This is a genomic window from Streptomyces sp. NBC_00370, assembly GCF_036084755.1.
Taxonomy (GTDB): domain Bacteria; phylum Actinomycetota; class Actinomycetes; order Streptomycetales; family Streptomycetaceae; genus Streptomyces.
Map to the genome: position 1 here is coordinate 356,376 of NZ_CP107968.1, position 14,941 is coordinate 371,316.

Consider the following 14,941-nt stretch of genomic DNA (forward strand, 5'->3'; position numbering starts at 1 on the left):
GAGATGCAGACGACCGAAGTCGCCGCGAGCCCCGAGCAGGTGACCGGTGAGGCGTCGCCGGGTGTGGTGCATGAGGTGCGCTGGCCGGGTCGACTGCGGCGGGCAGCGGCGTTCCGCAACGTCTCCGCGTTGTATCTGCTCGCCTTGATGGTCGCGGTGTTCGCGCTGTGGGTGCCGGACACGTTCTTGACGGCGGGGACATGGCGGTCGCTGCTGTCCGACCAGGCCGTCACCTGCCTGGTGGCGGTCGGGCTGGTGATTCCGACCGCGGCCGGTGTGATCGACCTGGCCATCGGCGCCGAAGTCGGCCTCGGCGCCATCCTCGTCGCCCGGCTCCTGGTCGGCCATGTGCCCACCCCAGCCGCGATCGTGCTGTCACTCCTGGCGGGCGCGGCAGTCGGGGTCTTCTCGTGGCTGATGATCACGCGGGCGCGTATCCCGTCATTCATCGCCACGCTGGCCGTCAGTTCCCTCCTGGCCGCGACGACCGCCTGGATCTCCAGCAGCCAGCAGATCGTCAACCTCCCGGCAGGGTTCGGCAAACTCGGCACCGGCCAACTCCTCGGCATCACCTACCCCGTCTACATCATGGTCGCCGTCGCCGGACTCCTCTGGTACGTACTGGAACGCACCCCCGCCGGCCGCCGCGTCTACGCCACCGGCGGCAACGTCGATGCCATGGGCGGCAGCAGCGAGGCCGCCGCGCTGGCCGGGATCCGGGTCTCCCGCATCGTCCTGTTCGCGCTGATGACTTCCGGCATGGTGGCCGCACTGGCCGGGCTGCTGCTGACGTCCCAGCTGTCCACCGGCGACCCCACCGTCGGACCCGGCTACCTGCTCCCCGTCATCGCCGCCGTCTTCCTCGGCTCAACCCAGTTCCGCGGCGGCCGATTCAACATCTGGGGAACCGTCCTCGCCGCCTACACCCTCGCCGTCGGAGTCAAAGGCCTCCAACTCGCCGGCCTCCCCATCTGGATCCCCGACCTCTTCAACGGCACCGCCCTCCTCGCCGCCGTCGGCCTCGCCGCCTGGCGGAAACCGACGGTGAATCGCCGGGAGGCCATCCTCCGGCTGATCAGGAGCAACACCACCACCGCATGGGCCGTCAGACGCAGCCGCCGGAACGAACTGCTCGCCCGGGCGACCGCCGCGAACGTCGATGCGGCGTCCGAGGACGCGGCTGACGGCACGTCGCCCGGCATGGCGCAGGAGAGGCCCTGGCCGGGTCGACTGCGGCGGGCGGCGGCGTTCCGCAACGTCTCCGCGTTGTATCTGCTCGCCTTGATGGTCGCGGTGTTCGCGCTGTGGGTACCGGACACATTTCTGACGGCCGGCACATGGCGGTCGCTGCTCTCCGACCAGGCCGTCACCTGCCTGGTGGCGGTCGGGCTGGTGATTCCGACCGCGGCCGGTGTGATCGACCTGGCCATCGGCGCCGAAGTCGGCCTCGGCGCCATCCTCGTCGCCCGGCTCCTGGTCGGCCATGTGCCCACCCCAGCCGCGATCGTGCTGTCACTCCTGGCGGGCGCGGCAGTCGGGGTCTTCTCCTGGCTGATGATCACGCGGGCGCGTATCCCGTCCTTCATCGCCACGCTGGCCGTCAGTTCCCTCCTGGCCGCGGCGACCGCCTGGATCTCCAGCAGCCAGCAGATCGTCAACCTCCCGCCAGGCTTCGGCAAGCTCGGCACCGGTCAACTCCTCGGCATCACCTACCCCGTCTACATCATGGTCGCCGTCGCCGGACTCCTCTGGTACGTACTGGAACGCACCCCCGCCGGCCGCCGCGTCTACGCCACCGGCGGCAACCCTCAAGCCGCTGCTCTCGTCGGTGTGCGCCCTTCGCGGATCATCTTGTTCGCGCTGGTGACCTCCGGTGCGATCGCCGGACTCGCCGGGCTGCTGCTGACGTCCCAGCTGTCCACCGGCGACCCCACCGTCGGACCCGGCTACCTGCTCCCCGTCATCGCCGCCGTCTTCCTCGGCTCAACCCAATTCCGCGGCGGCCGATTCAACATCTGGGGAACCGTCCTCGCCGCCTACACCCTCGCCGTCGGAGTCAAAGGCCTCCAACTCGCCGGCCTCCCCATCTGGATCCCCGACCTCTTCAACGGCACCGCCCTCCTCGCCGCCGTCGGCCTCGCCGCCTGGCGCAGGGCGCCCACCACCCGCGGGACCGGACCGGGTCGTTTCCGGCGAGTCCTCGACCGCACGAGCAACTGACCGAAGGAGGCTTCATGTTCAAGGCCACCGACTCCGTACTGTTCCGCGAGACGCTGGGCCACTATCCGACCGGGGTAGCCGTGGTCACCGCTGTGGCCGAGGACGGCCACCCCGCCGGCATGGTTGTCGGGACGTTCTCCTCCGTCTCCTTGGACCCGCCGATGGTCGCGTTCTTCCCGGCGGCCAACTCCCGGAGCTGGTCGCAGCTCCGGACCGCGCGAGCGTTCTGCGTCAATGTCCTGGCAGCTGATCAGGAGCCGCTGTGCCGTCGCTTCGCGACCGGCGGGACGGACAAGTTCGACGGTGTGCGCTGGCGGCCCGGGCCACTCGGTTCGCCCATCCTCGAGGACGCCGTGTCCTGGATCGAGTGCACGTTCCAGGACATCCGGGAAGCGGGCGACCACCTCGTCGTCCTCGGGCTCGTCCACGACCTGGCTGTCGAGCGATCGACGCTCCCGTTGCTGTTCTTCCAGGGCGGCTACGGGCGCTTCTCCCCCGGCTCCTTCGTCGCCACTCCGGATCCCGACCTGATCCAGGCAGCGCAGCTGGCCGAAACGGTCCGATCCGAGGTCGAGGACCTCAGCGCCGAATTCGCCGTCAACTGCGGCGTCCTGGTCAAGATCCGCAGCGACGCGGTACAGGTGCTCGCCGCGAACCGCGGGTCCGTCCCCGACCCGTTTCCCCTCGGCCACCGGCAACCGATCATTCCGCCGCTGGGAGCGGTCTTCCTGGTCAATTCGACGACGGCGGAGGTCGAGGAATGGCTGCGGCGTGCCCCGGACGACAGTCGCGACCACCGCGATGTCTACCGTTCCCGGCTCGACAAAGTACGAGAGTGCGGTTACTCCCTCCTCGCCGCCGAGCCGCGGCTGCTCCAGCGTCAGCAAGCGGCGCTGTCCGCGTTCGAGCAGTCCGACCGCCTGCCACGACACGAGCGCGCGGTGCGGCAGGCGACCTCCGAACTGGCCGAAGTCTTCTGCCCCGACCTCCAGCCGGGCGAACTGTACGACCTCGCCTCGATCGTCGCACCCGTCCCCGCTGACGCCGGCCTGCCCCCGATGGCGATCCGGATGACCGGTATGCGCGACTCCGCGTCGGTGGAAGAGATCGAGTCCTGGGTCCACAGGCTCAAACAGGTCGCGGGCTCGGTGGGAGCGGCCATGACCGGTGCCCGCGGGTGACCGGCGCGCCAACAGCAACACCGTCCAGAACAGCTAGTGAGAAGAGAGAGCAGCAGCATGACTGAGTACGAGGACAAGGCAGCCGTCATCGAGATCCTGAATCTCTACGGCCTCGCGCTTGACGCCCGGCAGTGGGACCTGTTCGACCGAGTCTTCTCGGACGACGTGGTCGCGGAGTTCGGCCCGGCCGGGGCCGCCTGGGAGGGCCTGGCCGTGTTCAAGCGCTCCTTCGCCGAGTTCCACGACCTGTTGGACAGTCACCAGCACACCATGATGGGCCAGTTGGTGCACATCGACGGGGACAAGGCCTACGCCTTCAGCTACGGCAACTGGCTCCTCGTACGGAACGCGGCCGAGGGCGGCCCCACCTGGCTCGGGACGGGCTGGTACGACGACGAGCTCGTCCGGACCGATCAGGGCTGGCGGATCCGACACCGCGTGTGCCGACTGCAGTCCTGGAGCGGCAACCCGCTCGTCCCCGAGCCGCACGGGGACCACGACCCGGACATGAACCTGAACGTTCTGAGCACCCACGCCGCCGAAGGAAAGATCGCGTTCCTGAAGGCGATCCAGGCGAAATGACCGACACCACTGCGCCCCGGCACGCGACGGACTTCGCCACCGGTGTCTTCGCCGGCCCGGTTGCCGGCCTCAGGTATCAGACACCCACGACAACGGGTGTCACCGACGAACGCGGTGAATTCCAGTACAGGGAAGGCGAGACGGTCGTCTTCCTGGTCGGTGGGCTCGTCCTGGGATCGGCCAAGGGTGCGCCGAGACTGAACCTGGCCCAACTCGTCAACCGCGCCGACGGAAAGATCGACAGACTCCACGACCCGATCGTGACCAACCTCGCGCGGCTGGTCCAGACACTGGATCAGGATGGCGACGTCGAGAACGGTGTCACGATCGCCCCGATCGTGCACGAACTCGTCGGACCGACCGTCATCAACCTCAACCAGGCGGACACCGACGCGGCCAGGGCGGCTGACGCAGCAGCCGCATCCAACGACCCGTCACCCGACCGCATGGTCTCCTTCGCCGGCGACCGCACGGCCGTCTTCGCCGACGACCCCGTGGTGACCGGGCTGTTGGAGAAACTCAACGCGACGCCCGGCGTCTTCACGGCGAACCACCCCAGAAGGCTCCGCGACGCCGCTGCCGCACGCAACGAGCTTCGGCGCAACATTCGCGGCATCGTCAAGATGACAGACGTCAAGATCCCGCTGCGCGACGGGTCTTTCGTCTGTGCGGACGTCTTCCGCCCGGCCGACGACGGCCGGCATCCCGTGGTCATGAACAAGGGGTTCTACGGGAAGAGCTTCGATCACGGCTGCATCTGTGGCGAAGAGGACGCGGCGCGAAAGGAGGAGCTGGAGGACCGCTACTTCACGGGGAACCCGGACGGTCTTCAGTACGAGAACCACGAGAGTGTGGACTCGTCCGTCTGGGTGCCGAACGGCTACGTGTGCATTCGGGTCGACGCCCGTGGCGTGGGCAACAGCCCCGGACTACAGGCGCCCTTCAGCGTGCAACAGGCAGAGGACTACTACGACGCGATCGAGTGGGCGGGGACACAGCCCTGGTCCAACGGCAATGTCGGGCTCTGGGGAATGTCCTACCTCGCGATCACCCAGCACACCGTCGCGAGCCTGCAACCACCCCACCTCAAGGCCATGATCGCCTTGGGTACCGACGCCGATCTGTACAACGAGGCCCTTTACGGCGGCGGTCTGTTCGGGGAAGGCTTCTGGAACTGGTGGGGAGTGGCGATGGCCGGTCACAACCACTGCGGCGAGCGGCGGGAAACGGACTGGCGGGAACGCCTGCTGGCCACCCCGTTCAACGACCCCGCCGCGTACGGTACTCAGGGGTCGATCTTCATGCGTCCCGAGATCGAGAAGGCGACCGTGCCGGTGTGGATCGTCGGTCCTCAGACCGGCGTCGTCATCCACCAACTGGGCAGCAGTGAAACCTTCATCCACTCGACCGGCACCCAGGCGAAGAAGTTCGACTTCGTCGACGCGTGGTTCCCGCACTGCTACGCGGACTCGACGATCGCCGAACACATGGACTTCTTCGACCACTGGCTCAAGGGGCTGGACAACGGCGCGACGACCGGTGCACCGGTTCGGGTCCAGGTCAGGACGGGCAACGGCGGGCACTACGTCTCGGAGGAGGCGGCGTGGCCCATCGCGCGTACCACGTACCGTCGTTGGTACCTGAATGCCGAACCGTCGGACTGGACGGGAGACGGGCGTCGGACCGACTTCCTGCGCATCGGCGAGACGATCCCCGCCGCCGAAGGGTCGGCGAGCTACGACGCCCATCTCGACCGCGGGCAGCCGATATTGGCGCCCACCGGGTTCGCCGGCGGCACTCCGCGCTGGTCGACAGGCGTCTCCTTCGTCAGCGATCCGCTGACCGAGGACGTCGTGCTGGCCGGGTACATGAAGGCCGGATTGTGGGTGTCGTCGACGAGCAGCGACATGGATGTCTTCGTGTCCCTGCGCGTGATCGACGAGCATGACCGTGAAATCCGCTACGAGTCGTTGGTCCCTCCCATCGACCCGACGCACATTCATCCCGTTGGTCATGGATTGCTCAAGGTGTCGCACCGCGCGATCGATGACACGAGGTCGACGGACTACTGGCCGGTCCACACGCACACCGAGGCGGATCACCGCCCGCTCGAAGCCGGCGAAGTCGTCGAGATCGAGCTGGGGCTCTGTCCCAGCAGTGCGTTGATCCGAGCGGGGTGCAGGCTGCGGATTGACGTTCAGCCCTGTTCACCCGCCGGCTTGCCGTCCCGCGCCTACGACGAGAGCTATCACGTAGGCGCGACGAACACGGTCCGCACCGGACCGGCCCATCCGAGCTATGTGCAGTTGCCGATCGTGCCGGCGAGGTGAACTCGTCGGGTACTCGGGCGTGAAGACTGGCCGGCCGTCCAGGACCGGTGCACCCGCAAGGTCGCGATGAGCGTGCCTCACGGGTCACCTGACGTTCCTGGGCGGCCGCGTCGGTCCTGCGGGCGCCTCCGAGCGATGGGAGTCCGACAGAGACGCGTCCGACGGAGACGCGTGGGACGCCCCGCGGCTACGGGGCGTCCCACGCTGTTCGCACCGCCGGTCAGGAAGTCTTCACCGGGGCCGGCGCAAACCGATCCAGCGTGGTGATTCCCGCGAACTGATGCGGCTGCATTTCTGCCATCAGCCGCCCGTAATTCTCAGAAAGAGCCTCAAGGTTCAGCGCACCGTGCAACGTGATCACCCGCGCGTCACGCCACGCTCGCTGGATCGGCTCGAAATCCATGATCGCGGTTGATCCGGAATTTCGCTGCAACAGCTCGATCGCCTCCGCGCACCATTTTGCCGAGTAGGCCGTCTCCACGAGGACCCGTGCGCTGAATTTCTGCATGTATTCCGGATCCGCCGGTGTTCCCGCTGCCGCGAGCGCACCGAGTCGATCGGTCTCATCGGCGTTGGCACGAGCCATCAACGTCGCGGACCGAATCTTGGAGTGGACCTCGGACAGCATCAAATGGGTGAGGGGGGCTTCCAACTGGTTCTTGTACGTCGTGCCGCGAATCGACCGGCCGGCGGAACGCTCGATGAAGCGATCGAGGGCGCCCTGGGCGATGCCGATCGACATCCCGGCCATGAGGCTGAACGCCCAGCCGAGCGAGGGCGCCTTCCAGATTGATCCCTTGAGGCCGTTGTCGAGAGTTCCGCCGACGATGTCGCGGAAGTCGACGCAGCGGTAATCCGGGACGAAGAGCTCGTCACTGGCGAGCGTGCAGGAGACACTGCCCGTGGCGCGCATGCCCGCCACTTGCCAGTCGTCGAGGAACCGCAATTCGTCCAGCGGCACCTGAGCACCCACCAGGTTCGGCCCCTCGCCGTCGTCCGCGATGCAGCCCAGGTTCGTGAAAGGCGCCCAGAGCGAGTCGCTGCCGAACGTCCAGGGGCCGCCGGAAATTATCCAACCGCCCTCGACCCGCTTCGCACGCCCCCGCGAGGCCGGGAAGTGACTCGAACCGGCAACGCGCGGCCCCACCCAATTCGGTCCGTACACCTCTTCGACGACGCGCGCGCCCGAACCGGCAGGAATCCAGTTCGTCGAGGCTCCCACCCACACGCACCAGCCGCACGAGCCGTCCCATTTGGCGACTTCGGAGACAACGTCCAACTGTTGCCGAACGGAAAGCTCATAGCCGTCGAACTCAGCAGGACTGCCGATATTGAAAGCACCGGTGGCATCCAGATCGGCGATCGTCTCGTCGGAGAGACGGCCCGCGCGCTCGGCCGCGATCGCGCGCTCCCGCAAAGTCGGTCCAAGCGCGCGGATCCTCTCAAGGATCGCGCTGAGCCTCTCGGACGCGTTCTCGCTCTCAACCGTCATCGGTACCTCCTGTGTCGTTCGGTCGGATCAGTGGGACTAAGAGCGATGCGCATCCGCCGCAGTGCTGACCGTGGTCGCCGCAGGAGAGGCACTCTGGATCTGCGCGGAAACGGACCGAACCAATAGGTCTTACCTTGCATCGCGACCGTGGAGGTGTCAAGGAGTCTCGGCTCGTCCGGACGACGTACGCGTCGCCCGCGTCGACACCGGTCTCTGCGGGCGGGAGCCCGTCCGCAGAGACCGCGCGCCGGTGGTGCTCGTCGTCAATTGTTGCCATGCTTGGACGGCAGCACCTTGATGGTCCGAGGGCGGTCCGACGTGGCCTGGACCTGGCTCCGAGGTGGCAAAGGCACAGCGCTGCCTTCTCCTCGCCGCATGAATGGACCTGAGGAAACGTCAGGTAAGCCGTACGAGGTGGGGCTCGACTCCGTCAGGCCTGGTTGTCGTCCAGCAGGCCCGCGAGAAGCGCGCTCAGGTACTCGGATGCCTTCTCCGGGCGGCGGCGAGCCGCGTAACCGATTCCGCACACCAGCAGGAGCAGGTCGGTGCCGTCGAGGCCGGGTCGCAACTCCTTCGCCGCTCGCTGCACGATCCCGCTGAATTCGCCCACGAGCTCCGTGCGCAGCTCCTCGGTCTCGGAGCGCTCCAGTCGTGTGCTGGTCGACACCTCGGCGAATGCCGGATCGTCCGCGTACAGGCGGAACGCGTGCGACAGGAACAGGCGAAGCGCGGCCACGGGGTCGGCGGCCCCTGTCGCGTCGCGCGCCAGCTCGATCAGTTCGACGAAGTGGTGCTCGACGAGCCCTTCGCGCAGGGCCTCGGGTGTGGCGAAGTGCCGGTACACCGTGCCGACTCCGACCTCGGCCCTGCGCGCGACCGCGTTCAGCTGCAGCGGCTCGCCCGCCTGGTGGATCTCCCGTGCCGCTTCGAGGATGAGGCGGCGGTTCCTGGCCACATCCCGGCGGAGCCCGGACACCGATGCTGCGGACGGTTCGATCGCTGGCATGGCCGCAGCCTACCGGATCCCCCATCGAAGTCGATGAAGTATCGATGTGGATAGTTCATCCGTTCGGGCGGTAGGGTGTTGCCATGTCACGCGAAACCATCGAGGTCGACGGCCGACGCCGGACCTACCTGCACATCGCCCCGCACCGCACCGCACCGACCGCGCCATTGATCGTCGCGCTGCACGGCACCACGCAGAACGCCAAGGCGATGAGAAAGTTCAGCGGCGGCACGATCGACGACCTCGCCGAGAAGATCGGCGCCGACCTCGTCTACTTGAACGGCTACAGGCGCGCCTGGAACGACCCGCGTCGCATCAAGACGTCCGCGGCCCAGAAGCGCGACATGGACGACGTGCGGTTCGTCAGGGACGTGGTCGAGCGCTTCGCGAAGCCCGCCGTCGTCGTCGGCTACTCCAACGGCGGCCAGCTCGTTCACCGGCTGCTGCGCGAAGTCCCGGAGACCTTCGTCGGCGCCGTCGTGATCGCCGCGGGCCTTCCTGTCGATGAGGACTTCACACTGGCAGGAGTGGCCCCGGCCCGGATCCCGATGCTGCTGTTCCACGGCACCGGCGATCCGGTCGTCCCCTACGAGGGAGGTGTGACGAAGCTGCTGGGCCGCACCCGTGGCACGGTGCGGTCCGCCCTGGACACGGCCCTGAGTTACGCCCCCGCCGGCGAGCCGGCCGTGGTCCGGTCCGGGGACGTCGAGCGCCGCGACTGGGACGGGGTCCGCCTCATCAGCCAGATCGGCGCAGGCCACGTCATTCCCAACCTCAAGACTTCCCCGAGCCCCCGCTTCGTCGGCCCGTCACACCACGACATCGACACCGGCGAGGAGATTCGCGAGTTCCTCCACCTCTGATACCCCAAGGAGCCAAGGTGGAGCCGTCGGAGATCCGGCCCGGCCATGTCATCGATCGGCGCGAAGCCCGGCGAGATGAACGCGGACGAAGCGACGCCATGGGGCGTCGTCCCCGTCCGGCGAGGCTGCGACGACTCCTCGGATCGCGACGATGAGCGCCTTGATGTCCTCGCCGGTCACGTCCGGCGCGAGGTAGCCGCTGGCGACCGCGTTGCGTGTGAGGTGCCGGACCCGGTCCTCCGTCGCGCTCACCTCGTCGCCGGAGACCCGGTCGGCCAACTCGGCCGCGTATCGGCGCTTCTCCGCGTTGAAGGCTCCGACGAAATCGAGAAACCGTTCCAGCCCGGCGCCGGGGTCCGGGTCGGCGAGCGCGGATGCGGCGGCCTGGTCGATCTCCTCGGTGAAAAGCCGCGCGATGGCGTCGAGGAGGGCGTCCTTGCCCGCGAACCGGCGGTAGATCGTGCCGACGCCCAGGCCGGCCCGGGACGCGATGGACTCCATGCTGGCCTGCGGACCCTGCTCGGCGAAGACCACACGGGCCGCGTTGATGACGATCGCGTCGTTGCGCAGGGCGTCCCGGCGCGGTGCGCGGGACGTGTTCGAGGCGTTCGGTCTTAGGGTCATCGCCGCCAGTGTACCCAAAGCGGAATCCGCATTCATCTTAGTGCTAACCTGAATGCAGATTCCGCTTTGGAGGGGTGCTCATGAGGACCACGACCGGCTGGCAGAGCCTTGACCCGACCAGCAACACACTGACCCGCGTCACCATCGACCGGCGTGACCTGCGCCCGGACGACATCGCCGTGCGGATCGACTACTGCGGCGTGTGCCACAGCGACCTGCACCGCATTCACGGGATGCTCGGCGAGAAGGACCTCGTCCCCGGACACGAAGCGACCGGCGTCGTCGCCGCCGTCGGCCAGGCGGTCGACCGCTTCGCTGTCGGCGAGCGGGTCGCGATCGGCACGATCGTCGACTCGTGCGGCGCGTGCGCCATGTGCCAGGTCGGGCAGGAGAACTTCTGCTATGAGCGGGTGACCACCACCTACGGCGGCACCGACCGAATCGACGGCACTCCGACACAAGGCGCCTACAGCCGCGAGTACGTCCTGCGGGAGAAGTTCGCGTTCCACCTGCCCGACGGGCTCGACCCGGCCGCCGCCGCCCCGCTCATGTGCGCCGGCGTCAGCGTCTGGGAGCCCTTGCGGGCGGCCGGCATCGGCCCGGGCAGCAACGTCGCCGTCGCCGGTCTCGGAGGGCTCGGCCACATCGCGGTGAAGCTCGCCGCCGCACTGGGAGCCGACGTCACCGCCCTCAGCCGCGACGCGGCCAAGGAGGCGGATGCCCTGAACCTCGGGGCCTCCGAACTCCTCGTAACCACTGACGATGCCCAAGTCGCCGCCGCAAGGGGCCGCTTCGACCTGGTCCTCGACACCATCCCGGCCGATCACGAGCTGACACCGCTGATCGGCATGCTGGGCCTGGACGGGACGCTGTGCGTTCTCGGGAACCCACTGCTGGCCGGACCACGGCTCCTGGAGCTCGGAGCCGGCCGCAAGAAGCTCACCTCGTCCGGTACCGGAGGGCTGCGACAGACCGCCGAGATGCTCGACTTCTGCGCCGAGCACGGCATCACCGCCGACATAGAGACGCTTCCTTCGAGCGAGGTCGACATCGCCTTGGACCGCCTCGCTGCCGGCGACGTCCGCTACCGGTTCGTCCTGGACATGTCCGACCTCGACAGCTGAACGAAGCTCACGGGACACGGACTTGTCCGGCCGATCATGTTGACCGCTCCGACCACGAGCCCACACGGGCGGCCCTCAGCCGGTCAGCCCGGCGCTGGTCAGCCAGATGTGTTCACAGGTCGCGGAGGCCTCTTGCAGCTTCTCGCGGGACTCCTGCGAAGCGTGGTAGAAGGTTCGCTCGATCATCCAGCACAGGGCGCGCGCCATCGCCGAGGCCTGTTGTGGTTCGGTGCCCGGTTCGACGCCGGCCCGCTCCAGGACGGCGGTGATGGCAGCGATGAACAAGTCGGCTGTGCGGTTCCACAGGTGGCCGATCTCCGGCACCGTCAACGTCAAGTCGATGGCCGTGCGCATGACCAGGCCGTGCTCGTTCCACAGCTCTACCGTGCGCCGCATCGCCGCCGTGACGGCCCGGCGTGGCTCCTCGGTCTGCGCGGTGACCCGGGACCGCTCCCACAGGTGCTCGACGGTCCGGGCCACGAGTGCCGTGAGCACTTCCTGCTTCGAGCCGAAGTAGAAGTACAGGGCGCCGCGTGTGATGCCGGCGCCCTGGGCGATGTCGCCGACGGTCATGGCGTCGTAGCCCTTACGAGCCAACAGCGCCTCGCACGTGTCGAGGATGGCCCGCTCCCGGACATCGCCCTTGCGTTCCGCGGTGCGGCGGCTTCGCGCGGGGTGGTTGTCGGACATCAGAGCTGAGCACCCTCGGCGAAGTCGGTCGTACGGGAGAGCGTCTCCCACGCGCGGATGTCCTCGTCCACGGCCGTGCGCGCGGCGGTGACCAGGCGCAGGGCGTCCGAGCCGAGGACGAGGTGGGCCGGCGGCTGCTCGACCGACGCGATGTGCACGACGGCTTCCCCGGCCTTGGCCGGATTGCCGAGCTGGTTACCGCTGGCCTTCTGCCGCGCTTCCCGGATGGGGGTGAACAGCTCGTCGTAGTCGTCGATGGACTGCTCGGCGCGTGTCATGGACCGTCCGGCCCAGTCGGTGCGGAAGGAGCCGGGCTCGATCGCCGTCACATGGATCCCGAACTGGGCGACCTCCTTGCCCAGCGCCTCCAGGATGCCTTCCAGGGCGAACTTGCTGCCGCAGTAGGCGGACATGCCGGGCACGGCCATGAGTCCGCCCATCGAGGTGACGGCCATCAGATGCCCACGGCGACGCCGGCGCATGGCGGGCAGCGCGGCCCGCAGTGTGGCGACCGCTCCGAACACGTTGACCTCGAACTGCCGCCGCACCTCGGCCTGCGGAGTCTCCTCGAAGGTGCCTTCCAGGCCGTAGCCGACGTTGGCGATGACGACGTCCAGCGGACCGACGGTCCGCTCGACCTCCGCGACCACGCTCCGTACGGCGTCGTCGTCCGTCACGTCCAGGATCCGGCCATGGGCGTGCCCGGGGTTGAGCCCTTCGAAGGCGCGCAGGTCCTCCTCCGATCGGACGGTGCCCACGACGGCGTGCCCGGCGGCCAGCGCGGCCTGGGCGAAGGCACGTCCCAGACCCGAGCTGACACCGGTGATGAGCCAGTTCTGCTTCTCCATTGGTCCTCCAGGGAGGTCGCACGAGGGTCGGGATCGACCCCCTCGCAAGAAAGTCTACACGGTGTCGATTTTTATCACCGCTGTGTTGATTCCGCCCGCGTCCCGGCACGACCGCTCCTGAGCCTCGCCATCCGCTCTCCGCCGAGACACAGCCGGCCAGCCGCTACGTTCTCTTCGAGGTGTTCGCCCTGCTGCCAAGACCGAACGTTCTACCGTTTGGTAAGCTCGGGCGCCATGAGTCGGAGTACAGCGGGCGGCAGCACCTCGGAGGCACGGGCACGGCTGCTCAACACGGCAACCCAGATCTTCTACGCGGAGGGGATCCACTCCGTCGGCATCGACCGGATCGTCGCGGAAGCACAGGTGACCCGAGCCACGCTGTACCGGCATTTCGCCGGCAAGGAAGAACTCGTCCTCGCCTACCTCGATCTGGCCGACCAGGGCATTCGCGGCCAGGTCGCCACCGCGCGGACCAGCAGCGAGTCGGCGCCCGACCAGGTACGGGCCGTCGCGGCATCCATCGCCGAGGGCATCCGGTCCGGCGGATTCCGCGGCTGCGCCTTCCTCAACGCGGCAGCCGAGTACCCCGACATCAGTCACCCGATCCACCAAGCGGTCCTGGCCCACCGGCAGTGGTTCCTGGAGACCGTCACGGAGCTGCTGGCACAGACACACCCCACAACCGCCGGGCCCGCGGGCCGGCACCTCGTCATGCTCCGGGACGGCGCCATGGCAGCCGGCTGCCTCTTCGACCCGGAACTGATCTCCGAGACCTTCATCAACGGCGTCGAGGGAATCCTGCAGACAAGCACCGCCTGACCAGGTGTCCATGGCCTTGGGCTCCATGAACACCGTTGTCCGGTCGTAGCGTTGGGTGTCGATCAGCCTCGGGTGCACCCGGTGTCGTACATGAAGCTGGTGAGCGATCGTTTCCTGGGGTTGCGCCCGCTACGACGGCGCTCGTCGCGGCTCCTCAGACCGGCCTCGTCAGGGACGTCCTCGTGATGAGCCGGTCGAGCTTGTCCCCCAGGCTTCCGACGCCGATCGACAGGTGTCCATGGTGGTTCCGCAGGTGGGGACGCGCGGTCGGCAGATGTTCGGCCAGCCACCTCGCGTGCGCGACCGGCACCATCCGATCGAGGGAGCCGTGCCACAGGTCGACGGGAACGACGACGCTGCCGGGGTCGAATCCCCACGGCGACGTCAGCGCGTGGAGGTCGCCGAGCCATCCTGCGTCCCCCCTCGCGAGGCCGTGGTTGACGTTCGCGGCGTTGTCCGCGCCGTACGCCGACGTGAGTTCGTTGCTGTCCACCGCCGGCAGCAGACTGGCCATCGCGGCGGCAAGGTCCGCCGGGCCGCTGCCCCTGAGGGCTCCGCCCATCCGCAACACGGCGGTACGCAAGGCCTGTTCACCCTGAACCGCGGCACCGAACAGCACGGCGTTCTGTACGCCCATGCCCGCGACGAACTCCAGCCCCTTGGCGTCGTAGGGAGCGAACGAGGCGATCAACAGCACGCCCGACACGCGCTGCGGATCCGCCGCCCCGGTGGCCAATGCGTACGGCCCACCGGCAGACCATCCCGCCACCAGACAGCGGCGGACGCCCAGATGGTCCAGCAGTACGCGACCGTCCTCCACAGCGCCGGCAACTGGCCGCCCCGGCACCGGAGTCGACGCGCCGTAACCCGCGCGTGAGTACGTGATGACGCGGTACCCACGCTCCACGGCCGAGCCCCACACGGTGTCCATGGGAACCGCCGAGCCAGGCATGCCGTGCTGGAGGAACACAACAGGCCCGTCCTGCGGCCCTCGCGCGGCGAACTCGAGAACACGGCCGTCGTGCAGACGTAACTGCTCCACCGCCTGGTCAGCGGTGCCGGCATCCGCGTTCACGCGTCACCACTCGCGTCAGGACGCTGTCGGGACACCTTGCTCGCATCCGCTCGTGGTTCTTGTTTCATGGCTTCTCCTGTTGGCGTC

13 protein-coding genes are annotated in these 14,941 nt (G+C 68.2%); 7 read left to right on the forward strand and 6 right to left on the reverse strand.

All coding sequences use genetic code 11. The features are described from left to right. The first annotated feature begins 3 nt into the window (after nt 1–3). From OHS57_RS01590 to OHS57_RS01605, 4 genes are all read left to right on the forward strand, one after another. Nucleotides 4–2,220 (forward strand): ABC transporter permease, encoded by a 2,217-nt coding sequence (locus tag OHS57_RS01590; protein WP_328580682.1) that lies wholly within the window; start codon nt 4–6, stop codon nt 2,218–2,220. A 14-nt stretch (nt 2,221–2,234) separates the two neighbouring features. Next, entirely contained in the window at nt 2,235–3,401 is a 1,167-nt protein-coding gene (locus OHS57_RS01595; protein ID WP_328580683.1) for a flavin reductase family protein, read from the forward strand. A 57-nt stretch (nt 3,402–3,458) separates the two neighbouring features. Continuing rightward, complete coding sequence (locus OHS57_RS01600) at nt 3,459–3,983, forward strand: nuclear transport factor 2 family protein (protein ID WP_041999618.1); 525 nt, start codon at nt 3,459–3,461, stop codon at nt 3,981–3,983. Between the two features lie 623 nt (nt 3,984–4,606). Next, on the forward strand, nt 4,607–6,313 hold the full coding sequence (locus OHS57_RS01605; protein WP_328584987.1) for a CocE/NonD family hydrolase: 1,707 nt from the start codon (nt 4,607–4,609) through the stop codon (nt 6,311–6,313). 220 nt (nt 6,314–6,533) lie between these two features. Here the strand turns inward: OHS57_RS01605 and OHS57_RS01610 are convergent, their stop codons facing one another. Next, nucleotides 6,534–7,805, reverse strand: coding sequence for an acyl-CoA dehydrogenase family protein (locus tag OHS57_RS01610; protein WP_041999613.1), 1,272 nt, complete (start codon nt 7,803–7,805; stop codon nt 6,534–6,536). Between the two features lie 430 nt (nt 7,806–8,235). Further along, nucleotides 8,236–8,811, reverse strand: a complete 576-nt coding sequence (locus tag OHS57_RS01615; protein ID WP_041999610.1) for a TetR/AcrR family transcriptional regulator — start codon at nt 8,809–8,811, stop codon at nt 8,236–8,238. An 83-nt stretch (nt 8,812–8,894) separates the two neighbouring features. Here OHS57_RS01615 and OHS57_RS01620 point away from each other — a divergent pair, with 83 nt between their 5' ends. Continuing rightward, the gene (locus OHS57_RS01620; RefSeq protein ID WP_328580684.1) at nt 8,895–9,674 is read left to right on the forward strand and encodes an alpha/beta hydrolase family esterase; all 780 of its coding nucleotides are present in this window, start codon (nt 8,895–8,897) and stop codon (nt 9,672–9,674) included. Nucleotides 9,675–9,722: 48 nt separating this feature from the next. On the opposite strand, the gene OHS57_RS01625 is transcribed toward OHS57_RS01620, so the two are convergent. After that, nucleotides 9,723–10,298, reverse strand: coding sequence for a TetR/AcrR family transcriptional regulator (locus OHS57_RS01625; RefSeq protein WP_041999607.1), 576 nt, complete (start codon nt 10,296–10,298; stop codon nt 9,723–9,725). Between the two features lie 80 nt (nt 10,299–10,378). Here OHS57_RS01625 and OHS57_RS01630 point away from each other — a divergent pair, with 80 nt between their 5' ends. Further along, entirely contained in the window at nt 10,379–11,422 is a 1,044-nt protein-coding gene (locus tag OHS57_RS01630) for an NAD(P)-dependent alcohol dehydrogenase (protein WP_041999604.1), read from the forward strand. Between the two features lie 75 nt (nt 11,423–11,497). On the opposite strand, the gene OHS57_RS01635 is transcribed toward OHS57_RS01630, so the two are convergent. Both OHS57_RS01635 and OHS57_RS01640 read right to left on the reverse strand, forming a co-directional pair. Beyond that, a complete protein-coding gene (locus OHS57_RS01635; RefSeq protein ID WP_041999601.1) occupies nt 11,498–12,112 on the reverse strand; it encodes a TetR/AcrR family transcriptional regulator in 615 nt (204 codons plus the stop codon). Then, a complete protein-coding gene (locus tag OHS57_RS01640) occupies nt 12,112–12,960 on the reverse strand; it encodes an oxidoreductase (protein ID WP_328580685.1) in 849 nt (282 codons plus the stop codon). The genes OHS57_RS01635 and OHS57_RS01640 overlap by 1 nt, the downstream gene beginning before the upstream one ends. Nucleotides 12,961–13,194: 234 nt before the next feature. Between OHS57_RS01640 and OHS57_RS01645 the strand changes: the two genes are divergently transcribed. Further along, the gene (locus tag OHS57_RS01645) at nt 13,195–13,779 is read left to right on the forward strand and encodes a TetR/AcrR family transcriptional regulator (RefSeq protein ID WP_328580686.1); all 585 of its coding nucleotides are present in this window, start codon (nt 13,195–13,197) and stop codon (nt 13,777–13,779) included. Nucleotides 13,780–13,933: 154 nt separating this feature from the next. On the opposite strand, the gene OHS57_RS01650 is transcribed toward OHS57_RS01645, so the two are convergent. Further along, the gene (locus OHS57_RS01650) at nt 13,934–14,854 is read right to left on the reverse strand and encodes an alpha/beta fold hydrolase (RefSeq protein ID WP_328580687.1); all 921 of its coding nucleotides are present in this window, start codon (nt 14,852–14,854) and stop codon (nt 13,934–13,936) included. Nucleotides 14,855–14,941: the final 87 nt, after the last annotated feature.